Source organism: Pseudomonas oleovorans subsp. oleovorans (assembly GCF_002197815.1).
Taxonomy (GTDB): Bacteria; Pseudomonadota; Gammaproteobacteria; order Pseudomonadales; family Pseudomonadaceae; genus Aquipseudomonas; species Aquipseudomonas oleovorans.
On record NZ_NIUB01000013.1, the window covers coordinates 93,485 to 113,783 of the forward strand.

A 20,299-nucleotide genomic window follows, 5' to 3' on the forward strand; every position below is an offset into this window, starting at 1 on the left:
TCAATCGCGCTCGCGGGGCTCAGTGGCTTTCAGCGTACCAGCGCAGGTTGGGCACAGGCAGGCCTGGTCACGTTGCTCGGGTGTCAGGCGCTCCAGCGCGGCAGGGTCGATCTGCGCGTCGAAGCACCAGCAGGGTTCGTCACGCCCGGCGGCGACGCTGCACTGGTTGCTCTTGCCGCATAGCGGGCAGTGTTGCGTGTCCATCAGTTGTCGACGCAGACGCGGTCGCGCCCGGCCTGCTTGGCGCGGTACAGCGCGCGGTCGGTGCGGCCGAGCAGGGTGTGCAGGCTCTCGCCAGCGTGCCACTGGCTGAGGCCAAGGCTGACGGTGACTTGCAGGCTCTGGCCTTCGACTTCATGGCGCTGTTCGGCGCAGTGCTGGCGCAGTTTCTCGGCCAGGTCGTGGGCAGCCTGGCGGTCAGTGTTCTTCAGCAGCAGGATGAATTCCTCGCCACCCCAGCGGCAGAGAATGTCGGACTGGCGTAGCGTGCCACGCAGTTGCTGGGCGAAGTCGTGCAGCACCTGGTCGCCGGCCAGATGACCGTGCTGGTCGTTGATCAGCTTGAAGTTGTCCAGATCCAGCAGCACGGCGCACAGCGGGCTGCTGTCGCGTTGCGCCTCCTGCAGCGCCTGTTCGGCGAGGATGTCGAAGCCACGGCGGTTGGGCAGGTCGGTGAGGCTGTCGGTGGTGGCCAGGGCGGCGATGCGCTGCTGATAGCGCCGAATCGCCAGGCTCACCAGGGTCAGCACGATGGCGGTGACCAGCAGGCACAGCAGCAGGTTGATGTAGAGCCCCTGGCGGATGCCGGCCAGGGCCTTGTCCTGCTTGTCGACGAACAGATACCACTCCAGCTCGGGGATGTAGCGCACGTTGAGGAAGTGCTCGCGGCCCCGTTCCTGGTATTCGAACTGACCGCTTTGCGGCGTGGGCAGTTTTTCCATCAGGCCGTCGAGGCCGGGCACGTCGGTCAGCGAATCACCGACCTGGGCGCCCATTGGTCCGCCTTGGGCGCCAGTGAGGGTGATGCGCCCGGTGGTGTCGACGAAGTAGACGCTGCGCTCATAGCGCGCCTGATATTCGTCGATCAGCTTGACCACGGCATCGACGGCCAGACCGACGCCAGTGGCGCCGATGAAGCTGCCGTCGTAGTCGAGCAGCTTGTAGTTGATGAAGATGGTCAGGCGGTCGGCGTTGGCCAGGTCGACGTCGACGTTGATCTCGTAGGGCTCCTTGAGGCCGCGTACGCGGTAGTACCAGACATCGCGCGGCTCTTCCGGCTTGACCTGCTTGAGCACGCCCCTGGCCTGGTAGTAGGTGCTGGTCTTGTCGGAGACGAAGAAGCTGGTGAAGGCGCCGTAGTGCTCCTGCACTTCACGCAGGTAGCGGGTCATCTGCCCGGTGTCCTGTTCGCCGGCCAGCACCCAGTCACGCAGGAAGGTGTCGCGGGCCATCATCGAGGAGATAAGGATGGGGCGCACCAGGTTCTTCTGGATTTCCGAATAGACGGTGTCGGAGGTCAGCGGCAGTTCGGTGTTGATGATGCTGTTACGGATCGAGTCGCGCGAGGCGTAATAGCTCAGCAGCGAGGTGGTGAGAAAGCCGCTGCCAAGCAGGAACAGGAGCAGTAAGACCAACGAGGTTTGCGTGTGCCGTTTGGGGCGCAGGGACATGGGTGAATCCGGGAGCGGGCTAATGGCGTGATGCTAGCTTGCCGGAAGTGGATAGCGCCAGTTGTGATCATGATCGGTGCTGTATGTGGGGCGGATGAAAGTTGGGGGTATGCCAATCCGGCAAGGCGAGCAAAGCAGCCTTGCGTAGGAGCCCCGGGACGAAGCTTTGCGCGCCCGCGTCAGGCAGGTTCGCGGCGGGGCGCCGCTCCCACAGGTTGGGTGTATCGACATTTAACCGGGTGGCTGGTTTTCCCGGATTGCATCCGTATATGGACTCCTCCCGTTTTGCCAGTGAAATAATCTGCCTCTGAACCTAGGGTCTGTTGCCGTTTCGACGCGAGCCGCGTTGCTGCGCCAAATTGCGCCACGCGAGGCGCGGGATGCAGGTAATGGTCGTTCCCTTGCCAAATCCCGCAACGACGCATGGCGCAATTTGCCGCGCAACCCGAAGGGACGGGCCAGTTTTTGCGTGGTACGTCGTTACTCGACGGCTCATTTGGGCGACCAAACTTCGCGTCTCGCGCCTAGCCCCACGCAAAAACTGGCTCCGTCGCGGCCGTGCGCGAAACAGCAACAGACCCTAGTCGGCCATTACGATTCGCTACCACTGACGATCCTGTGCATGGATCGGCTTTCCGCGGCGCTGAGCAAGCGAATGCCATGCCAGCGACAGGACAATTGTCCTGTGCTCTTGTGGTTTTGCGCCGTCGGTCACAGCCGACGAAGTGAATCGCACCTGTTGCGGGCGCGCTGTCTGATGCGTCAGGGATCACCGTCCCGGAGGCCGACATCGGTCGGCGTCGACCCAGCGGTCACAGGAGGCCGCCATGCCCTACAAGATGCTGTTTTCCGCGTTGCTCTTGCTGCTTTCCGGTTGCGCCGTTTATGGCGAAGGCTACGACCGTGGTTATCACCACGGCCATGGCTACCGGTACTACGACGGCTATCGGCGCGATTACAACCCGCCGCCACGCTACTACTACGAGGAGCGTCGGCATACCTACTACCCGGCGCCCCCGCGCTACGTTCCGGCGCCGCCGCCGCGTCATCACTACGGCCACGATCACCGGTATCGCGACGGCTACAAGCACCAGCAGCCGCGACATGACTATCGCCGCGACCAGCGTCGTCAGGAGCATCGCAGCGGGCAGATTCAGCGCGGCTGGGAGGCAGGCAGCAACACGCAGCATCGTTTCTCCAACGGGCGCAGCAATAACGAACAACGCCGTAGCGGCGAGCGCCGCTGGTAAGTCTCCCCTCAATCCGCCGCGTGCCCGGCGCGCGGCGTCTGTTCATCCACCTGGCGAATCGCTGTAACCATGGCCTGCGCCGCTGGCGACAGGCTGTGGCCGGCGCGGCTGACCAGGCCATAGGCCGAATGCTGATGCAGACCCTGAGGCAACAGCGGCAGCAGGGCTAGCTGACCGCTCTCGACTTCGCCGGCGATCACGTCCCAGGGCGCCATGCTCAGCACATCGCTGTCGGCTACCAGGCGCTTGAGCACCAGGAAGTTGTCGCATTGCACGCTCAACGGCTGCGCTCGCCCGCTGGCCTGCCCCAGGCTGCGTTCGACCACCTGTGGCAGCTGTGTGCCGGCGAGAGGGAAGTCGAGCAGGTCGCGCAGGTGCAGGTTGCGCCGCTGCAGCAATGGATGAGCCGGGCGGCAGAACAGCACACCCTGATGCACGCGCAGCGGTTCGATGCGCAATTGAGCGGCGTCCTGCAATTCACGGATATCGGCGACGAACAGCTCGATGGCCGAGTCCAGCAGGCGGCACGCATGTTCCAGCACCAGGCGGCCATGGGCGGTGAGGCTGACGCCGCGGCTGTGGCGATCCACCAGGGTGCAGTCCAACTGGCTTTCCAGCGTCTGGATGCTGGGGCTCAGCGCCGGCTGGCTGAGGTGCACGGCCGCTACCGCGCGGGCGAAATGTTGGTGTTCGGCGAGGGCGGCGAAGTGACGGAGCTGGCATAGATCGTTCATGCGCTTCCTGCATTAGCTGGTCTATTCGAATGCATTGGAGTTATCGGACGGCCTTTGCCAACCTGCCAGCATTCCAACAACAAGACCTTTCAATGCCATGAGCCCATTCTCTCGCTTCAGCGGCCTGCTGCTGGTTGCCCACACCAAGGTGGTCGCCCAGCAGCTCTATCGTGTCGCCGACAACATCTATTCGGCAGTCGGCAGTCGGCAGTCGGCTGGCAACTGGGCAACGTGGTGATGTTCGAGGGGCCGCAGGGGCTGATCTTCGTCGACACCGGCGAGTCGGTCAGCGAATCGCGCAAGATCATGGCCGAGTTCCGCAAGCTCAGCGACAAGCCGGTCAAGGCGGTGGTCTACACCCACTTCCACCCGGATCACATCAACGGCGTGCAGGCGTTCGTCAGCCGCGAGCAGGTGGAGCGCGGCGAGGTACAGATCTACGCCCACGAGACCCTGCTGCAGAACGTGGTGGCGCAGGGCGCGCTGGTCGGGCCGATTCTCGGCGTACGTTCGGCCTACAGTTTCGGTTCCTTCCTACCGGCCAGCGATCAGGAGGGCATGAACGCTGGCATCGGTCCGTTGGCCAAGCCCGAGCTGTCGTCCTTCATTGCCCCGACCGTAACCTTTGGCGAGCGCCTGGATACCACTTAGGGTGCGCCGTGCGCACCGATCCGTACGCTAAAGATCTGACAACGGATGTTCGCCTTCCCAGACCGACGCGAAGTGCGCCTCGACCACTGCGTCTGGGATCGCGGCCACATCCGGCCAGTACCACTTCGGCGCCTGGTCCTTGTCGATCAGGCGGGCGCGTACGCCCTCGGGAAATTCCGGGTGGCGGCAGCAGTTCAGGCTCATGGCGTACTCCATGCGAAATACCTCGGCCAGCGACAGGTGGCGGGCGCGGCGGATCTGCTCCCAGACCAGGTGTGCGGTCAGCGGACAGCCATGGGCCAGAGTCTTGGCGGCGCGGGCGAGCAGGGCGTCGTTGTCAGCTTGCAGTGCGCTGAGCGCGTGCACGGCAGCCGGCAGGTGGGCAACGTCGAGCAACTCGTCGATACGTTCGCGACGTGGCAGCCACTGTGCAGCCGGTAGTTCACCGTGGGCTTCGTTCTCCAGCGCACGCAGCAGGCTGTGCAGTTGGGTGTCGGGCTCTTCGCGCCAGTTCAGTTGCACAAGGCCGGTCAACAGGGCGTCCTGCTGGTCGTCGCGCAGGAAACGGTCGGCCAGATTCAGATCCAGCGCATCACGGGCGTTGATGCTGGCTGCGGTCAGACCGAGGAATAGCCCCAGGCGACCTGGCAGGCGCGCCAGGAACCAGCTACCGCCGACATCCGGGTACAGGCCGATGTTGATCTCCGGCATGCCCAGGCGGCTGCTTGGAGTGACGATACGGATCCCGGCACCCTGCATCAGGCCCATGCCGCCGCCCAGTACGTGACCGTGCGCCCAGCAGATGAAGGGTTTTGGGTAGGTGTGGATGCGGTGGTCGAGGCGGTATTCGTCGGCGAAAAAACGTCGCGCCAGGGGCGGCACTTCGCCGGGGTGTTCACGGCACTGGTGGACGAGCTGCACCACGTCGCCGCCGGCGCAGAAGGCTTTCGGGCCGTTGCCGCGCAACATGACACAGGTGATCTCTGGATCATCTGCCCAGGCCTTGAGGCGGTCGTCGAGCGCTTTGATCATCGACAACGACAATGCGTTGAGGCTTTTCTCGGCATCTAGGGTGGCGATGCCGATTCGGTAGCCGTGCGGGCTGGGGCGTTCTTCGAAGGTGACGTTCATCGTGTGGAGTCCCGGTGCGCGCGGCGCACCCTACGAGTCATTTGTTGCGCCACTGCGGGTCGCGCTTTTCCAGAAAGGCGTTGACCCCTTCGCGGGTGTCATCGGCGTCGAACAGGTCGACGAAGCGCTCGCGTTCCTCCGGCAGCCAGGTGTTGGAGCCACGCTCGCGTGCACCCTGGATCAGCGGTTTGATGGTGCGCACTGCCACCGGGCTTTGTCGCGCCACCTTGGAGGCCAGCAGCAGGGCAGTGCCGCGTGCTTCGCCGGTGTCCACCACCTGCTCGATCAGGCCGATGCGCAGGGCGGTCTCGGCGTCGATGCGCTCGCCGCAGAGGATCATGCGTTTGGCCCAGCCTTCGCCGACCAGCCAGGGCAGCGCCTGGGTACCACCGGCGCAAGGCAACAGACCCACGGATGCTTCCGGCAGGGCCATCTGCGCCTGGCGTTCGGCGATGCGGATATCGCAGGCCAGTGCACACTCCAGGCCGCCGCCCATGGCGTAGCCGTTGATTGCGGCAATGGATACACCGCGGAAATCGCGCAGGGTTTCGAAGGCTTCGCCAAAGCGCCGCGCCATCTCACGAGCGCGGGCTTTGTCGCCATTGGCGAACATGTTCAGGTCGGCGCCAGCGGAGAAGAATTTCGACCCCTGGCCGGTCACCACCAGTGCATACACCTCGTCGTCGCGGTTGAGATGTTCGATCACTTGCTTGAGGCCGATCAGTGAGTCGCGGTCCCAGGTGTTGGCCGGTGGATGGTTGATGGTGATCAGCGCGGTATGGCCGTGTTTTTCCACGGTGAGCTTGTGGGTCAGGTCGAAGATGCCGGATTTATAGGTTTCGATTGCTGTGCTCATAACGATTCCTCGTCAATTATCTTTCCACTCCCATTCATGGGAGAGGGATTTAAGCAGTTACAGCAGGTGATCTAGCATGCCGCCTTGTTGCAGCAGGCGGCGAGCGACGATCACCCGCATGATTTCGTTGGTGCCTTCCAGTATCTGGTGCACGCGGGCGTCACGCACCCAGCGTTCCAGCGGGTAATCATTCAGATAGCCATAACCGCCATGCAGTTGCAGGGCTTCGTTGCAGACGTTGAAGCAGTGGTCGGTGGCGAAGCGCTTGGCCATGGCGCAATACAGGCTGGCTTCGCCATGCCCATGGTCGAGCTTGTGCGCGGCCAGGCGCACCATCTGCCGGCTGGCGGTGAGGTCGGTGAGCATGTCGGCCAGCTTGAACTGCAAGGCCTGGAACTGGCTGAGCGGCTTGCCGAACTGCTTGCGTTCCTCGACATAGCGCAGGCTCTGTTGCAGCGCCGCCTGAGCTGCACCGAGCGAGCAACTGGCGATATTCAGACGACCGCCGTTGAGGCCCTTCATAGCATAGACGAAGCCTTCGCCTTCCGGGCCGATACGGTGGCTGGCGGGAATACGTACGCCCTCGAAGGTGATGGTGCGGGTCGGCTGCGCCTTCCAACCCATCTTGTCTTCGTTGCGCCCGTAGCGCACGCCAGGGGTGTCGGCGGGTACCAGGAAGCAGGAGATGCCCTTGGCGCCGTCCTCGCCGCTGCGCGCCATGACGATCAGCACGTCGGTACTGCCTGCGCCGGAGATGAAGCACTTGCTGCCGTCGATCACGTAGTCGTCGCCAGCGCGGCGGGCACGGGTGCGCAAGTTGGCGGCGTCGGAGCCGGCGTCCGGTTCGGTCAGGCAGTAGGAGGCCAGTGACTGGCCGTTGATCAGCTCCGGCAACCAGGCATCCTTCAGTGCCTGGTCGGCGAAGCTGGCGAGTATCCAGGTGGCCATGTTGTGGATGGTCAGGTAGGCGGTGGTGGCCACGCAGCCAGCCGCCAGTTGTTCGAAAATCAGTGAGCTGGACAGCCTGGACAGGCCCAGGCCGCTATCCTCTTCGCGCAGATACAGGGCCAGGTAGCCCTGCTCGGCGGCGCGACGAATCACCTCGACGGGGAAGTGCTGCTCGCGATCCCAGTCGGCGGCGTGGGGCGCCAGCTCCCGTGCGGCGAAGGCACGTGCGCTGTCGGTAAGCAGGCGTTGTTCGTCACTGAGTTCGAAGTCCATGGCATCTCATTGCAAGGTCAGGGGTTGGCCGGCTGCGCGGCGCTCGGCCTGCCAGTCGGCGAGGCTGGGCAGGGCGCTGCTGGCGTCGAGGCGGTCGACGATCTCGAAGTAGTCCTGCTTGAGCGGGTCCTTGAGTACCTCGTCGCGGTTTTTTACCTTCACGGCATAGACCGTCTGCAGATTCTGGTGATCGAAGGCACGCCATTGCTGTTCATCCTTGAGCAAGGTGTAGCGATGGCCTTCCAACGCCTTGATCAAGGCTTCGCTGTCGAGGCTCCTGGCTCGGGTGGCGGCATCGGCCCATTGCTGCACGATGCTGTAGGCCGAGGCTGCAGAGCTGGAGGGATACATCTCGTAGCGAGTCCTGAAGGCTTCGACGAAGGCTTCACCACGGGCAGATTTCTCCAGCGCCGGTACGCGCCAGGTCCAGGGCTCGGTACCGATCACACCCTGCATCAAACCGGGGCCGGCTTGTTCGACCATGCTTTGGGTCAGGTTCGGGGCGACGATCTGCATGCGGCTGGTCAGGCCCAGGTCATGGGCAATGCGCATGGCACGCACCAGGTCTTCACCAAACAGTACCAGGGCAAGGATCTCGGCATTGCTCGCCGCGGCCTGGGTCAGGGCATCGGTATAGTCGGCCAGGCGCGCGCCGGGGAAGGGCGTGCGAACCCCGGCATGCTGGCCCACGTTGTCACTGGCCGTGGCCTGGCGCAGTGAAGCTTCGGTGGTGTGGCCCCAGGTGTAGTCGGCAGTGACGTAGAAGTAGCGTTTGTTCGGCAAGGTCTTGTTCAGGTACTGGCCGAGCACCTGAGCGCTCATCCAGGCGTTGTTGCACTCGCGGAACATGTAGCGATGGCCGTCCTTGCCAGTGGTGTCGTTGGAGTAGGTAAGGGTGCCGAAGTACAGCAGACCGTGCTGCTTGGCGCGCTTGCCTGCGGCGATGGCGACCGCGCTGGAGGCGCCACCGAAGAGCATCGCCGCACCTTCGGCGGCCAGCTTATCGACGTTCTTCTCGGCCTTGGCCGGCCGCGAGGCGGTGTCCTTGCTGGACAGGCGCAAAGGTCGGCCCAGTACACCGCCTGCAGCGTTGATTTCATCGATGGCCAGCAGGGCTCCACGCATCTGCGCCAATCCCTCTTCCTTATATGGTCCGGTGCGCGGGTAATTGAGGCCGAGGGTGATCGGCTCGGCAGCCTGCGCACAGGCGGTAAGTGCGGCCCACAGGGCCAGCGTGGCAGACAGGTGGCGCATTGCAGTTCTCCTTGTTGTTGTTCTGCAGAGTCTTTTTACGCCGCTTGTCCAGTTCTCGTGATCGTCTTTTCGTCTAATAAGAACGCTGTTCTCATTTCAGTTGAATGGTCATGTTCGGCCCGGCCTCAAGCGGCGTGTCGTCGAACCAGCGACTGGTCACGGTTTTGGTTTCGGTGTAGAAGCGCAACGCCTGCTTGCCGTAGGCGTGCAGGTCGTCGTAGAACGAGCCCTTCCAGCCGGTGAAGGAAAAGAACGGCAGCGGTACCGGAATCGGCACGTTGATGCCCACCTGGCCGACTTCCACCGCATGCTGGAAATGCCGCGCAGCGCCGCCGGAGCGGGTGAACAGGCTGGTGCCGTTGCCGTAGGGGCTGGCGTTGACCAGTTCGATGGCCTCTTCCAGGGTGTCGAGCTGCATGCACACCAGCACCGGTCCGAAGATCTCTTCGCGGTACAGGCCCATCTTCGTCGTCACGCCACGGAACAGCGTCGGCCCGACCCAGTTGCCATTGGGGTATCCCTCCACCGTGCACTGCGAACCGTCGAGCAGGCATTCGGCGCCTTCGGCCTTGCCCTGTTCGATCAGGCGCAGCACGCGCTGGCGTGCCTGCGGGCTGATCAGCGGGCCGTAGGCGGCGCCACTGTCCTGCCAGTGACCGGGGCGCAGTGCGGCCATCTGTTCGGCCAACTCGTCGATCCACTGTTTCGACTCGCCGACGAACACCGCTACGCTGATCGCCATGCAGCGTTGCCCGGCCGCGCCGCAACTGGCGCCGATCAGGTTGCTGAGCACCTGATCCTTCGGTGCGTCCGGCATGGTCACCATGTGGTTCTTGGCCCCGGCGGAGGACTGCACGCGCTTCAGGCGCTGGGTGCCGGTGCGGTAGACATGCTGGCCCACCGTTACCGAGCCGACGAAGGACACCGCGCGCACCAGCGGGTGCACCAGCAGCGCATCGACCTGCTCGCGGCCGCCATGCAATACCTGCAGTACGCCGATCGGCGCGCCGGCCTCGATTTTCTTGGCAGTGGCTTTGGGGGCGAGGGTGATTACTTCCTGGGTGGCCGGGTCGGTGACTTCGATCAGCTCACGAGCCTGGCTGGTTTGCCATTGGCCGTCGATCAGTTGCGGTAGCGTGCGGGGCATGGTCGCCTCCTGTTGTTCTTGTATGGGTTCTTTATAGCCATTCGATGTCCGCTTGTGGATTGACGATCTTGGTCTTGGGATGGACGATCTTGTCATTCGATCGGGATGCAAAGGAGTGATGCCCTGGGGATGCGGGTGGAAACCTCCAATTGGCCGTTGCTCGTCGGTGGGCAACGCTTCATCACGCCTCCGCGGTTGCGCCGCTTGTTGGCACGCCATGCTTTGAGCACTGTCTGCTATTCCTTGGCCATCGGCTTCTACCCGGAAGCGGCCGGGCTCCAGATGCGACGCCTGCAACCGGATGATCATCTGCTGATCTATTGCCGCTCAGGAAGTGGTTGGCTGGACGTGGCGGATGGACGATTTGAGGTCGCTGCTGGCGATTTGCTGCTTCTACCCAAAGACGCTGCGCATGCCTATGGCGCTGACCTGCATAACCCCTGGACGATCTACTGGGTGCATTTCGACGGCAGCCACGGCGAAGACTTCCTGCGCCTGCTGGGCACGCAAACGCTGCGGCGCATCGGCGTGCAGCCTCGGCTGATCGGCGATTTCGAGGCGTTGCTGGGCTTGCAGCGCCAGGGCCTCAACATCTTGCCCTTCATCCACGCTGCGCACCGTTTGCAGGCGATGCTCAGCTCGCTGGCGGTGCTGCCGGCGCGGGTCAACCTCAAGTCCGGCCGCGTGCTGGATATCGAGGCGGTGCAGGCAGTGATGCGCGAGCACCTGCATGGCAGCCTCAACCTTGATGAGCTGGCTGCACAGTTCAAGCTGTCGCGCTTTCATTTCGCCAAGACCTACCGCGCGCTGACCGGCCATGCGCCGATCCAGGACTTCATCCAGTTGAAGATGGCCCTGGCCTGCCGTCTGCTCGATCGAGGCGACGCCGAAGTGCGCCAGGTCGCCGAGCAGCTTGGCTACGACGATCCCTATTACTTCTCACGGCTGTTTCGCAAGGTGGTGGGTATGGCGCCCAGTCATTACCGGGCACTGCATCAGGGGTAGGGGAGGCCCGGCATATCTTGCTCGGGGCAGGTTGCGCCCTGAATACCCCCTGGGTAATCAAGGCAACGTGATCTATCGGCCAGAGGTGCTCAGGCCAGCATGCGCAGCCACAGCTGTTGCTCGGCCAGCAGCTCTTCGCGCAGGCCGGCCAGTGGTTGTTCAAACCCCAGCCGGCGCTGCGCGGGCAGGGGCTCGGACAGGTTCGCCGGTTGTATCTGCAACGCGCTGGCCAGCAGCGCCAGGTCGGTCAGGTCGGCTTCGCCGTCGTGATCGTGCAGCCATTTGTTACGTTGCCTGGCGCACTCGATCAGCGTGGTCGGCACCTGCCAGCGTGTCAGCACCAGTGCACCGATGCGGCACCTTGGCCTGACCTTTGAGAAAGCGGGTGAGCAGGGCGAAGCGGATCGCTTCGGGGGACAGCGGCATGATGGCGGGGGCTTCCGTGGAACCGCAGCGGCGTATTGAGGTGCTAGCAGAGTCTCGGCCTAAAGCCGATGCACAGCTGTTGCCTTGACTTGCCCGGCCCCCTTCACTAGCGTGCCTGCACTTGTTTTGACCCTGCAGGAAAACCGCATGACCGACGATCGCATCAAGCTCGAAGCCAGCTGGAAACACGCGCTGCGTGAGGAGTTCGACAAGCCTTACATGAGCGAGCTGCGTGCGTTCCTGCAGGCGGAGAAGGCGGCCGGCAAGGAGATCTATCCGCCGGGCCCACTGATCTTCAATGCGCTCAATTCCACGCCGCTGGATCAGGTCAAGGTGGTGATCATCGGCCAGGACCCGTACCACGGTCCCGGTCAGGCCCATGGCCTGTGCTTCTCCGTGCAGCCGGGCGTGCAGACGCCGCCGTCGCTGGTGAATATCTACAAGGAGCTCAAGCGCGACCTCAATATTGACATCCCCGCACACGGCTACCTGCAGAGCTGGGCCGATCAGGGCGTACTGCTGCTCAACACCTCGCTGACGGTAGAGCGCGCCAACGCCGGCTCGCATGCGGGCAAGGGCTGGCAGTTCTTTACCGACCGGGTGATCGAAGTGGTCAGCGAGCATCAGCCCAAGCGGGTGTTCCTGCTCTGGGGCAGCCATGCGCAGAGCAAACAGCGCCTGATCGACCCGACCAAGCACCTGGTACTGCGCTCACCGCATCCGTCGCCGCTGTCGGCGCATCGCGGTTTCATCGGCAATGGCCATTTCAGTCGCTGTAACCAGTTCCTCAGCCAGAATGGCATGACGCCCATCGACTGGCGCTTGCCGGCGCTCTGAGCCCGCTTCCGAGGCCTGCTTAGCGCCGCGCAACTGCCTGATCAGCCGTGCACTGCTGCGCGGCCAGGTCGGCATGCAGGCTTTGCAAGCGTTTGTCGGCTCGTTCCATCTGTTTTGAGTCGGCCTGGGCGACCAGGTCGACGATCATCTCGGCCATGGCCTGGCGATTCTTCTGGTAGCTGGTCCGGTAGGCGCTGGTGTAGAAGCGCTCGCGTTGTTGCAGCAGGGCGGTCATGCGGTCGGCGAAGTCATCGCCGCGACGTACTTCCAAGGCCTCACGCAGGGCCTGTTGCCAGGCCATGCGGTTTTCCAGCCAGACCTGGTTCTGTTCCCCCAGGCCCTGTGCCCAGCTCTGCACCCGCTCGCGCTGCTCGGCGTTCAAGTTGCCGAACCAGGGTTGCAGACGCTCCTCCATGCGCTCGGCGCGCCGGTTTACCTGCTCCTGTACAGGCGGCTCGAGAAACTCTTCACGCAGCTTGGTGTTCTGCTGGTCCATTGCCGCCAATAGCTGATCGACCTGACGCGGGCTGAGGCCACGCAGCAGCTCGATGGAGCTGGGGGTTATTTCCACGGCGATGCGCTGCATGGCCTGTTCGAAGTCGGCCAGCTGGCTGGCCATCAGCTCGCTGTCACGGTTGCTCAGCGCCTGCTGACTGCGTTGCAGCCAGTCGAGATAACGCGGCAGCTCGACACTGCAGTGCCAGGCCAGATGCTCCTGCAGCTGGGGTTTGAGCCAGGCACTCTGCTCGTTGGTCAGCGCTACGTAGTCGCCCAGCTTCCACGGGATCAGCCAGTCGAGGTTGCGATAGGCCAGGCCGACACGACTGCAGGCGCTCAGCAGCAGGGTGATGGCCAGTAGCAGGAGCAAAGGCTTGCGCATGATCGGGGCTCGCGAGGGCAGAGTTGTTGAGACTAATACTCGGTACATTTGACGCAAGAGGGTGGAAATATTCGCTTAAGAGTTCGCCAGCAGACCATGATCGCCGGCAAGCCGGCTCCTACAGGCGGCGGTCTTGATGTTTGTAGGAGCCCGCTTGCGGGCGATCCAATCAATACCGGCCGTAGTACTCCCACGGATAAAAAGAAACCGCCCCGAAGGGCGGTTCCGATGTCGCAGGGTGCGCTTAGCCGCCGAGGTAGGCGTCGCGTACCTTGGGGTCGTTGAGCAGTTCTTCACCGCTGCCGCGCATGACGATATGGCCGTTCTCCAGCACGTAACCGCGATCAGCCAGCTTCAGCGCCTGGTTGGCGTTCTGCTCGACCAGGAACACGGTCACGCCGTCTTTGCGCAGTTGCTCGATGATGTCGAAGATCTGCTGGATGATGATCGGCGCCAGGCCCAGCGACGGCTCGTCGAGCAGCAGCAGGTTGGGCTTGCTCATCAACGCACGGCCGATGGCGAGCATCTGCTGCTCGCCGCCGCTCATGGTGCCGGCGCGCTGGGCGAAGCGCTCCTTCAGGCGCGGGAACAGGTGCAGGACCTTGTCCAGTTGCTCCTGATTGTCCGCCTTGTCACCGAAGAAGCCACCCATGGCCAGGTTTTCCTCGACGGTCAGGCGGGCGAACACGCGACGGCCTTCCGGCACGATGGCGATGCTCTTGCGCATGATCTCCGGGGTATCCATGCCCACCAGCTCTTCACCCATATAGCGGATGCTGCCACTGGTGGCGCGCGGGTTGCCGCACAGTGTCATTAGCAGGGTCGACTTGCCGGCACCGTTGGCACCGATCAGGGTGACGATCTCGCCTTTCTGCACGTCGATGCTGACGTCGTGCAGCGCCTGGATCTTGCCGTAGAAGGTTGAGACGTTGTTGAAGCTCAGCATGGATTACGCCTCCCCCAGATAGGCTTTGATCACGTCCGGGTTGTTGCGGATGTCGTCCGGCGTGCCGTCGGCCAGGGGAGTGCCCTGGTTGATCACGTAGATGTGGTCGGAAATGCTCATCACCAGCTTCATGTCGTGCTCGATCAGCAGCACGGTGACGTCGTGCTCGTCACGCAGCACACCGATCAGCGCCTTGAGGTCTTCGGTTTCGCGAGGGTTGAGGCCGGCGGCCGGCTCGTCGAGCATGAGAATGCTCGGGCGCGTCATCATGCAGCGGGCGATTTCCAGGCGGCGTTGCTGGCCGTAGGCCAGGGTGCCGGCGCTACGGTTGGCGAAGTCCACCAGGTCGACCTGCTCCAGCCAGTAGGCGGCGTACTCCATGGCCTCGCGTTCGCTACGGCGGAAGGCCGGGGTCTTGAACAGGCCGGCCAGGTAGCCGGTGTTCAGATGGCGATGCTGGGCCACCAGCAGGTTTTCCACCGCCGTCATGTCCTTGAACAGACGCACGTTCTGGAAGGTCCGTACCACGCCTTTGCGGGCAATCTTGTGGCCAGGCAGGCCTTCGATTGGTTCGCCATTGAGGTGGATGCTGCCGGAGCTCGGCTGATAGAAACCGGTCAGGCAGTTGAATACGGTGGTCTTGCCGGCGCCGTTCGGGCCGATCATCGACACCACCTGCTTTTCCTTGACGTTCAGGCCCACCCCGTTGACGGCCAGCAGGCCGCCGAAACGCATGGACAGGCCGCTTACTTCGAGAATCGTGCGGCTCATCGCTTCAGCTCCAGGTGGGGACGTTGCATCGGCAGCAACCCTTGCGGGCGCCAGATCATCATGAAAATCATGACCAGACCGAAGAACAGCATGCGGTACTCGCTCAGCTCACGCATCTCCTGCAGCATCACCATGATGATGGCCGCGAGGATCACGCCCAGCTGTGAGCCCATGCCACCCAGCACGACGATGGCGAGGATCATCGCCGACTCGATGAAGGTGAACGACTCCGGCGTCACCAGACCCTGACGCGCGGCGAAGAAGCTACCGGCGAAACCGGCCAGGCTGGCACCGATGGTGAAGGCCGAGAGCTTGATCACTGTCGGGTTCAGGCCCAGCGCACGGCAGGCAATCTCGTCTTCACGCAGCGCTTCCCAGGCACGGCCGATCGGCATGCGCAGCAGGCGGTTGACCAAAAACAGGGTCAGCAGCACCAGCAGCAGGGCGATCAGGTAGAGGAAAATCACCTTGTACTGCGAGTTGTAGGCAATCTCGAAGTAGCCATGGAAGGTCGGCATATCGGCCGGCACACGGCGCTCGAAGGACAGACCGAACAGCGTCGGTTTGTTCTCGTTGGCGATGCTCAGGCCGTTGGGGCCGCCGGTGTACTCGGTGAGGTTGCGCAGCAGGATACGGATGATCTCGCCGAAACCGAGGGTCACGATGGCCAGGTAGTCACCGCGCAGGCGCAGCACCGGGAAACCCAGCAAGAAGCCGAACAGCGCTGCCATCATGCCGGCCAGCGGCAGGCAGACCCAGAAGCCCAGGCCGAAGTAGTGGGCCAGGATCGCATAGCTGTAGGCACCCACGGCGTAGAAGCCGACGTAGCCCAGGTCGAGCAGGCCGGCCAGACCGACGACGATGTTCAGGCCGAGGCCGAGCATCACGTAGATCAGGATCAGCGTGGCAATGTCCACCGCGCCGCGACTGGCGAAGAACGGCCACACCAGTGCCACCATGACCATCGCCAGGATGATCCAGCGCTGGGTGGAGGGCAGGGTGAGGAAGTTGCCAATTTGCCCGGAGCTGCTGGGTAGCTTGGGCAGTTTGGCCCAGGCCGGAGTCAGTTGGTCACGCAGCAGTTGCCAGAGGAAGATCAGCGTAGCGGCGCCACCGATGCACCAGAGTTCGAAGGCGGTAGCGCCTTCGACGCGCAGGCTGATACCGATGGTGCTGAGTTTCAGGCCCAGTACCGGGTAGGAGATGATCAGCACCAGCAGGGCGCTGAAAATCGCGGATTTGAGATTCTTGGTAATGGCGGTGCTCATACTTTTTCCACCTCAGGACGGCCGAGGATGCCGGTCGGGCGGAACAGCAGCACCAGCACCAGCAGGCTGAATGCCACCACGTCCTTGTATTGATCACCGAAGATATCGGCGCCGAAGGCTTCAGCCACGCCCAGCAGCAGGCCGCCGAGCACCGCGCCAGGAATGCTGCCGATACCACCGAGTACCGCAGCGGTGAAGGCCTTGATACCGGCGAGGAAGCCAAGGTGCGGGTTGATCACGCCGTAGTTCATGCCCAGCAGTACAGAGGCGATGGCAGCCAGTGCCGCACCGATGACGAAGGTCAGGGCGATGATGTTGTTGGTGTTGATACCGAGCAGGTTGGCCATCTTCAGGTCTTCGGCGCAGGCGCGGCAGGCACGGCCCAGGCGCGAACGGGAGATGAACAGGGTCAGGCCGATCATGGTGACGAAGGTGACGATGAAGATCAGCACCTGCATGTAGGACACCACCACGCCGTTGGCGGCGCTTTCACCGAAGACGAAATTGCCGGGCAGCAGGCTGGGAATGGCCTTGTCCTTGGAGTCCTGTGAGAGCAACACCGCGTTCTGCAAGAAGATCGACATACCGATCGCGGAGATCAGCGGGATCAGACGGTTGCCGCCGCGCAGGGGGCGGTAGGCCACCCGCTCGATGCTGTAGCCGTAGGCGCTGGTGACGATCATGGTGGCCGCGAAGGCCGCGATCATCACGAAGGGCACGGCTTCCAGGCCGAACATGGCGAGGCCGGCGATAACGGTGAAGGCTACGTACGAGCCAATCATGTAAACCTCGCCGTGGGCGAAGTTGATCATGCCGATGATGCCGTAGACCATGGTGTAGCCGATGGCGATCAGGGCATAGGTACTGCCAATGGTCAGGCCATTGATCAGCTGTTGTAGGTAGTGATAAAGATCAGGCATTGCCTAACTCCTGGGCGCTTGCGTAAAGCGGCGCTTGTGGCGCAGCGCGAGGCCGGAATTCTTCTAATAAACAAAGCCCACTTCTGCAGTGGGCTCTGGGTTCAGAACCTGTTCATGAGCTGCTACGCGTGGCGCCCGCCGGGTTAATGGCGGGCGCTAGCTCGTGAATCAGTTTCTTCGGCGGGGGTTACTTGGCTTCGGACTTGGTGCCGTCCTGGTGCCACTCGTACACCACGAAGCTGAAGTCCTTCAGGTCGCCCTTCTCATCGAAGGCCAGGGTGCCGGTGGGGGTGTCGAAGCTGTTGGCGCGCAGGGCAGCGGCGACCTTGGCGGTATCGGTGTCGCCAGCTTTCTCGATGCCTTCGGCGATGACCTGAACGGCCGCATAGGCCGGGAACACGAACGGGCCGCTCGGGTCTTCGTTCTTGGCCTTGAAGGCCTCGACCAGCGCCTGGTTCTTCGGATCCTGGTCGAAGGACTTCGGCAGGGTGACCAGCAGGCCTTCGGAAGCCGGGCCGGCGATGGCCGAGATTTCCTTGTTGCCCACACCTTCCGGGCCCATGAACTTGACGTTCAGGCCACGCTCTTTGGTCTGGCGCAGCAGCAGGCCCAGTTCCGGGTGGTAGCCACCGTAGTAGACGAAGTCGACACCAGCCTGGTTGAGCTTGGCGATCAGCGCGGAGAAATCCTTGTCGCCGGCGTTGATGCCTTCGAACAGGGCGACTTTCACGCCTTTGCCTTCCAGGGTCTGCTTGACCGCAGTGGCAATGCCCTCACCGTACTGCTGCTTGTCGTGAATGACGGCAACGGTCTGCGGCTTGATGTGATCGGCGATGAAGTTGCCGGCGGTCGGGCCTTGCAGGCTGTCCAGACCGATGGTGCGGAACACCAGTTCGTAGCCGCGAGCAGTGATGTCCGGGCTGGTGGACGCCGCGGTGATCATCAGGATGCCTTCGTCTTCGTAGATATCCGAAGCCGGTTGAGTGGAGCTGGAGCACAGGTGGCCAACCACGAATTTGACGCCGTCGTTGACGATCTTGTTGGCCACGGCCACGGCCTGCTTCGGATCGCACGCGTCGTCGTAGACCACGCCTTCGAGCTGGGCGCCATTCACGCCGCCGGCCTTGTTGATCTGTTCGATGGCCATCTTGGCGCCGATGAACTGCATTTCGCCGTACTGAGCCACTGCACCGGTCACCGGACCGGCCAGACCGATCTTGATGTTGTCGGCCGCCATCGAATAGCTGGCCGCCCCCGCCAGTGCCATTGCCGCGAACAGCTTGGAAATCTGCTTAGCCTTGTTCATGAGTGCTCCACTCTTATGTTTTTCGTTGTTGTAGTTCTTGCGGCCGAAGCTGCAGAACCGGGTCCGTTACCCCGGTAATGCCTCCGGCAACTGTACCGGAACAGTGTAGAGCGCGGATTTGCGCCTTGAAAAGCCGGCAACTGGAGGCGAAACGTGGGGTTGTCGCTAAATTGCAAGGAATGTATAGAAAAAACGGCGTGGCCTAAGTCGGCTGGCGAGCGTCGCGCGGTTGCCAGGGTAGTTGTCGGCGCTATCATTGCGCGCCTGCATTCAAAGCCATCGACACGGGACACACCATGACGGATCAATCTAGCACCCTCTATGCCAAGCTGCTCGGTGAGACAGCGCCGATTCGTTGGCAGGAACTGCAGCCGTTCTTCGCGCGTGGTGCGCTGCTTTGGGTCGAGGGTGGCCAGGATCTGGTGGCGGTCGCGCAGGCTGTGGCCGAGAACGATCAGGCTCGAGTTGCGCAATGGATGAACCAAGGCCTGCTGTGCAAGCTCGAAGATTCACGTGCCGAAGATCTGCTCTCGCGTGACCCGCAGTTGTGGGCAGTCGTGGTCGCCCCCTGGGTGTTGGTACAGGAAAGGGCAGAGGATTCGACCTTGCACTGAAATGGCGCGCTGCAGGGCTGTGAGCAGCGAGCTAGACTCTTCGCACACTCCCGTGAGGGAGTTTCTCGCAGCGCCACGGCAAAGGAGTGAGCCCCATGTTCGAACCTGGTCACCTGCATCGCAGCAATCCGCCTGGCCTGGGCGGGCAACCCGGTTACAGCATCGATTTCTACTATGAGGTGCGCGAGGATTCGCAAGAAGGGCCCATGCTGCATGGGCGCCTGGTTGGCGAGATAGAGGGCAGGGCATTCGAGGAAGTCTTCGAAATGCATCGCGATACCGCGTTCAACTTCGCCAGCGTGATTTCCCGCTTGGTGGCCAAGCATGGCCTGCCGCCCAACCATAGCCCGATCATGCGGGCGCATGCCGAATACGATGCGATCTTCGAGGACATTCGCGCCAAGCTGCACGCCAAGCCGGGTGAAGCGGTGGACCTCGACCACCTGGAGCGCGACGGCCTGGCGTAACCCTATGGCTGTTCGAGGACGAAAAAAAACCGGATGCTGAGATCCGGTTTTTTCATTTTCGGGGGCGTGTTTCAGGCTGCGACGAAACCTGCAGGGTAGGCCAGCGAGGCTTGACTACTTTGCACTTCGGCGATGGTTTCGCGCACGACCTGCTTGGCCAGGCAAGCGCACTTGCCGCACTGGCTGGCGATGCCGAGCGTGCCGCGCACTTCACGATAGCTGCAGCAGCCCTCGTAGACCGCATCGCGGATTTGCGTATCGGTGACACCTTCACAGAGGCAGACGTACATAAGCAAGGCTCGTCTTGGTGGTTCTGTTCGATGGATCGGATACTAATGTTAATGAGAATGCTTGTCAAATATCGATTGCGAATGCTCGCAGTGTCTGACGAACGGTTCAGCTTTCGGCAGGGGCGGGTAGAAAAGGTCTTTGAGTTTTCGCGGGGAGGATACTTTTGACACCGGACTGGCAAGTTTGTGTGCGTATTGCTCACGGGCTTAGCACTATCCATTACCGAGTCCACTGAGCGTTTGGGTTGCGCCCCTTACGGGCGCCACACCTTGACACGCCCGTGAGGGGCGAAACCAAGACGAAAGATCGACACGCTAATGATCTTGGTCCAGAGATAAATAGCGCTGCACGCAGAACACACAAACTTGCCAGTCCGGTGCCAATCTGCACTTTCCCAAAACTATGCGTAGAACCTAAAAAAACCGGCGGACGCCTAATGCTGATCAGATAAGTTCGTCACCACCCCTTCCTACTTGCAGTAGAGGGGGCGCTTTTCGTAGGAGCCAGCTTGCTGGCGATGCTTTTTATGGGTGCGCCAGGCATGGCGCGTAGCGCCGTGACTGGCGCTGTTCGGTTCACTGTGGTGGTGAACCGGACGACTTGGAGGTGAAAGTCCTCTGCACGCCCGGCAAGGGGAAGTGCTAGCGGAAGGCA

The 20,299-nt window shown here is 62.6% G+C and carries 22 protein-coding genes and 1 pseudogene; 7 read left to right on the top strand and 16 right to left on the bottom strand.

The window, feature by feature from the left end; translation table 11 throughout:
• Positions 1–204, bottom strand: a complete 204-nt coding sequence (locus PSOLE_RS10165; RefSeq protein ID WP_074859385.1) for a cysteine-rich CWC family protein — start codon at positions 202–204, stop codon at positions 1–3.
• Positions 204–1,670, bottom strand: coding sequence for a sensor domain-containing diguanylate cyclase (locus PSOLE_RS10170; protein WP_074859387.1), 1,467 nt, complete (start codon positions 1,668–1,670; stop codon positions 204–206). The genes PSOLE_RS10165 and PSOLE_RS10170 overlap by 1 nt, the downstream gene beginning before the upstream one ends.
• An 827-nt stretch (positions 1,671–2,497) precedes the next feature.
• Between PSOLE_RS10170 and PSOLE_RS10175 the strand changes: the two genes are divergently transcribed.
• On the top strand, positions 2,498–2,920 hold the full coding sequence (locus PSOLE_RS10175; RefSeq protein WP_074859390.1) for a hypothetical protein: 423 nt from the start codon (positions 2,498–2,500) through the stop codon (positions 2,918–2,920).
• A gap of 8 nt (positions 2,921–2,928) precedes the next feature.
• On the opposite strand, the gene PSOLE_RS10180 is transcribed toward PSOLE_RS10175, so the two are convergent.
• Positions 2,929–3,654 (bottom strand): LysR family transcriptional regulator, encoded by a 726-nt coding sequence (locus PSOLE_RS10180; protein WP_074859393.1) that lies wholly within the window; start codon positions 3,652–3,654, stop codon positions 2,929–2,931.
• 97 nt (positions 3,655–3,751) lie between these two features.
• Between PSOLE_RS10180 and PSOLE_RS24650 the strand changes: the two genes are divergently transcribed.
• Together PSOLE_RS24650 and PSOLE_RS10185 are read left to right on the top strand one after the other, a co-directional pair.
• The gene (locus PSOLE_RS24650) at positions 3,752–3,892 is read left to right on the top strand and encodes a hypothetical protein (protein ID WP_244597256.1); all 141 of its coding nucleotides are present in this window, start codon (positions 3,752–3,754) and stop codon (positions 3,890–3,892) included.
• Entirely contained in the window at positions 3,892–4,305 is a 414-nt protein-coding gene (locus tag PSOLE_RS10185) for an MBL fold metallo-hydrolase (protein WP_244597257.1), read from the top strand. Before PSOLE_RS24650 ends, PSOLE_RS10185 begins: the two co-directional genes overlap by 1 nt.
• A gap of 27 nt (positions 4,306–4,332) precedes the next feature.
• Here PSOLE_RS10185 and PSOLE_RS10190 read toward each other — a convergent pair whose 3' ends face one another.
• From PSOLE_RS10190 to mmsA, 5 genes and pseudogenes are all read right to left on the bottom strand, one after another.
• The gene (locus PSOLE_RS10190; RefSeq protein ID WP_074859395.1) at positions 4,333–5,436 is read right to left on the bottom strand and encodes an enoyl-CoA hydratase/isomerase family protein; all 1,104 of its coding nucleotides are present in this window, start codon (positions 5,434–5,436) and stop codon (positions 4,333–4,335) included.
• 37 nt (positions 5,437–5,473) lie between these two features.
• Positions 5,474–6,292, bottom strand: coding sequence for an enoyl-CoA hydratase (locus tag PSOLE_RS10195; protein WP_074859398.1), 819 nt, complete (start codon positions 6,290–6,292; stop codon positions 5,474–5,476).
• Positions 6,293–6,349: 57 nt separating this feature from the next.
• Entirely contained in the window at positions 6,350–7,513 is a 1,164-nt protein-coding gene (locus PSOLE_RS10200) for an acyl-CoA dehydrogenase family protein (protein ID WP_074859401.1), read from the bottom strand.
• A 6-nt stretch (positions 7,514–7,519) separates the two neighbouring features.
• Positions 7,520–8,767 carry an ABC transporter substrate-binding protein gene (locus PSOLE_RS10205; protein ID WP_074859404.1) on the bottom strand — a complete coding sequence of 416 codons (1,248 nt, stop codon included), beginning with the start codon at positions 8,765–8,767 and terminating at the stop codon, positions 7,520–7,522.
• A 91-nt stretch (positions 8,768–8,858) separates the two neighbouring features.
• Positions 8,859–9,785: pseudogene (mmsA, locus tag PSOLE_RS10210) on the bottom strand (CoA-acylating methylmalonate-semialdehyde dehydrogenase); the annotation flags it as partial.
• 258 nt (positions 9,786–10,043) lie between these two features.
• Between mmsA and PSOLE_RS10215 the strand changes: the two are divergent.
• Positions 10,044–10,919: an AraC family transcriptional regulator gene (locus PSOLE_RS10215; RefSeq protein WP_074859413.1), complete on the top strand. Its 876-nt coding sequence runs from the start codon at positions 10,044–10,046 to the stop codon at positions 10,917–10,919.
• 89 nt (positions 10,920–11,008) lie between these two features.
• Here the strand turns inward: PSOLE_RS10215 and PSOLE_RS10220 are convergent, their stop codons facing one another.
• A complete protein-coding gene (locus PSOLE_RS10220) occupies positions 11,009–11,260 on the bottom strand; it encodes a hypothetical protein (protein WP_004423680.1) in 252 nt (83 codons plus the stop codon).
• Between the two features lie 232 nt (positions 11,261–11,492).
• Between PSOLE_RS10220 and ung the strand changes: the two genes are divergently transcribed.
• Positions 11,493–12,182 (top strand): uracil-DNA glycosylase, encoded by a 690-nt coding sequence (gene ung / locus PSOLE_RS10225; RefSeq protein WP_074859416.1) that lies wholly within the window; start codon positions 11,493–11,495, stop codon positions 12,180–12,182.
• A gap of 19 nt (positions 12,183–12,201) precedes the next feature.
• Here the strand turns inward: ung and PSOLE_RS10230 are convergent, their stop codons facing one another.
• The 6 genes from PSOLE_RS10230 to PSOLE_RS10255 form a co-directional block, all read right to left on the bottom strand.
• The gene (locus PSOLE_RS10230) at positions 12,202–13,062 is read right to left on the bottom strand and encodes a DUF6279 family lipoprotein (protein ID WP_039964450.1); all 861 of its coding nucleotides are present in this window, start codon (positions 13,060–13,062) and stop codon (positions 12,202–12,204) included.
• 244 nt (positions 13,063–13,306) lie between these two features.
• Entirely contained in the window at positions 13,307–14,008 is a 702-nt protein-coding gene (locus tag PSOLE_RS10235; protein ID WP_004423690.1) for an ABC transporter ATP-binding protein, read from the bottom strand.
• Positions 14,009–14,011: 3 nt separating this feature from the next.
• Positions 14,012–14,779, bottom strand: coding sequence for a high-affinity branched-chain amino acid ABC transporter ATP-binding protein LivG (livG, locus tag PSOLE_RS10240; RefSeq protein WP_004423693.1), 768 nt, complete (start codon positions 14,777–14,779; stop codon positions 14,012–14,014).
• Entirely contained in the window at positions 14,776–16,035 is a 1,260-nt protein-coding gene (locus PSOLE_RS10245; protein WP_084341861.1) for a high-affinity branched-chain amino acid ABC transporter permease LivM, read from the bottom strand. The genes livG and PSOLE_RS10245 overlap by 4 nt, the downstream gene beginning before the upstream one ends.
• 8 nt (positions 16,036–16,043) lie before the next feature.
• Positions 16,044–16,967 carry a high-affinity branched-chain amino acid ABC transporter permease LivH gene (gene livH, locus PSOLE_RS10250; RefSeq protein ID WP_004423699.1) on the bottom strand — a complete coding sequence of 308 codons (924 nt, stop codon included), beginning with the start codon at positions 16,965–16,967 and terminating at the stop codon, positions 16,044–16,046.
• 187 nt (positions 16,968–17,154) lie between these two features.
• A complete protein-coding gene (locus PSOLE_RS10255; protein WP_004423702.1) occupies positions 17,155–18,273 on the bottom strand; it encodes a branched-chain amino acid ABC transporter substrate-binding protein in 1,119 nt (372 codons plus the stop codon).
• Positions 18,274–18,569: 296 nt separating this feature from the next.
• Here PSOLE_RS10255 and PSOLE_RS10260 point away from each other — a divergent pair, with 296 nt between their 5' ends.
• Together PSOLE_RS10260 and PSOLE_RS10265 are read left to right on the top strand one after the other, a co-directional pair.
• Positions 18,570–18,887 (top strand): DUF2288 domain-containing protein, encoded by a 318-nt coding sequence (locus tag PSOLE_RS10260; protein ID WP_004423705.1) that lies wholly within the window; start codon positions 18,570–18,572, stop codon positions 18,885–18,887.
• Positions 18,888–18,982: 95 nt separating this feature from the next.
• Positions 18,983–19,354 carry a DUF5064 family protein gene (locus PSOLE_RS10265; RefSeq protein ID WP_074859419.1) on the top strand — a complete coding sequence of 124 codons (372 nt, stop codon included), beginning with the start codon at positions 18,983–18,985 and terminating at the stop codon, positions 19,352–19,354.
• Positions 19,355–19,425: 71 nt separating this feature from the next.
• On the opposite strand, the gene PSOLE_RS10270 is transcribed toward PSOLE_RS10265, so the two are convergent.
• Positions 19,426–19,644 (bottom strand): bacterioferritin-associated ferredoxin, encoded by a 219-nt coding sequence (locus PSOLE_RS10270; protein WP_004423711.1) that lies wholly within the window; start codon positions 19,642–19,644, stop codon positions 19,426–19,428.
• Between the last annotated feature and the right edge of the window lie 655 nt (positions 19,645–20,299).

Bases quoted from the DNA above. Each gene is read 5' to 3' on its own strand.
- PSOLE_RS10190 (WP_074859395.1), bottom strand. From the start codon at position 5,436: ATGAACGTCACCTTCGAAGAACGCCCCAGCCCGCACGGCTACCGAATC.
- PSOLE_RS10180 (WP_074859393.1), bottom strand. From the start codon at position 3,654: ATGAACGATCTATGCCAGCTCCGTCACTTCGCCGCCCTCGCCGAACAC.
- PSOLE_RS10200 (WP_074859401.1), bottom strand. From the start codon at position 7,513: ATGGACTTCGAACTCAGTGACGAACAACGCCTGCTTACCGACAGCGCA.
- PSOLE_RS10230 (WP_039964450.1), bottom strand. From the start codon at position 13,062: ATGCGCAAGCCTTTGCTCCTGCTACTGGCCATCACCCTGCTGCTGAGC.
- PSOLE_RS10270 (WP_004423711.1), bottom strand. From the start codon at position 19,644: ATGTACGTCTGCCTCTGTGAAGGTGTCACCGATACGCAAATCCGCGAT.
- PSOLE_RS10170 (WP_074859387.1), bottom strand. From the start codon at position 1,670: ATGTCCCTGCGCCCCAAACGGCACACGCAAACCTCGTTGGTCTTACTG.
- PSOLE_RS10235 (WP_004423690.1), bottom strand. From the start codon at position 14,008: ATGCTGAGCTTCAACAACGTCTCAACCTTCTACGGCAAGATCCAGGCG.
- ung (WP_074859416.1), top strand. From the start codon at position 11,493: ATGACCGACGATCGCATCAAGCTCGAAGCCAGCTGGAAACACGCGCTG.
- PSOLE_RS10215 (WP_074859413.1), top strand. From the start codon at position 10,044: ATGCGGGTGGAAACCTCCAATTGGCCGTTGCTCGTCGGTGGGCAACGC.
- PSOLE_RS10165 (WP_074859385.1), bottom strand. From the start codon at position 204: ATGGACACGCAACACTGCCCGCTATGCGGCAAGAGCAACCAGTGCAGC.
- PSOLE_RS24650 (WP_244597256.1), top strand. From the start codon at position 3,752: ATGAGCCCATTCTCTCGCTTCAGCGGCCTGCTGCTGGTTGCCCACACC.
- PSOLE_RS10260 (WP_004423705.1), top strand. From the start codon at position 18,570: ATGACGGATCAATCTAGCACCCTCTATGCCAAGCTGCTCGGTGAGACA.
- PSOLE_RS10205 (WP_074859404.1), bottom strand. From the start codon at position 8,767: ATGCGCCACCTGTCTGCCACGCTGGCCCTGTGGGCCGCACTTACCGCC.
- livH (WP_004423699.1), bottom strand. From the start codon at position 16,967: ATGCCTGATCTTTATCACTACCTACAACAGCTGATCAATGGCCTGACC.
- PSOLE_RS10265 (WP_074859419.1), top strand. From the start codon at position 18,983: ATGTTCGAACCTGGTCACCTGCATCGCAGCAATCCGCCTGGCCTGGGC.
- livG (WP_004423693.1), bottom strand. From the start codon at position 14,779: ATGAGCCGCACGATTCTCGAAGTAAGCGGCCTGTCCATGCGTTTCGGC.
- PSOLE_RS10175 (WP_074859390.1), top strand. From the start codon at position 2,498: ATGCCCTACAAGATGCTGTTTTCCGCGTTGCTCTTGCTGCTTTCCGGT.
- PSOLE_RS10195 (WP_074859398.1), bottom strand. From the start codon at position 6,292: ATGAGCACAGCAATCGAAACCTATAAATCCGGCATCTTCGACCTGACC.
- PSOLE_RS10185 (WP_244597257.1), top strand. From the start codon at position 3,892: ATGTTCGAGGGGCCGCAGGGGCTGATCTTCGTCGACACCGGCGAGTCG.
- PSOLE_RS10255 (WP_004423702.1), bottom strand. From the start codon at position 18,273: ATGAACAAGGCTAAGCAGATTTCCAAGCTGTTCGCGGCAATGGCACTG.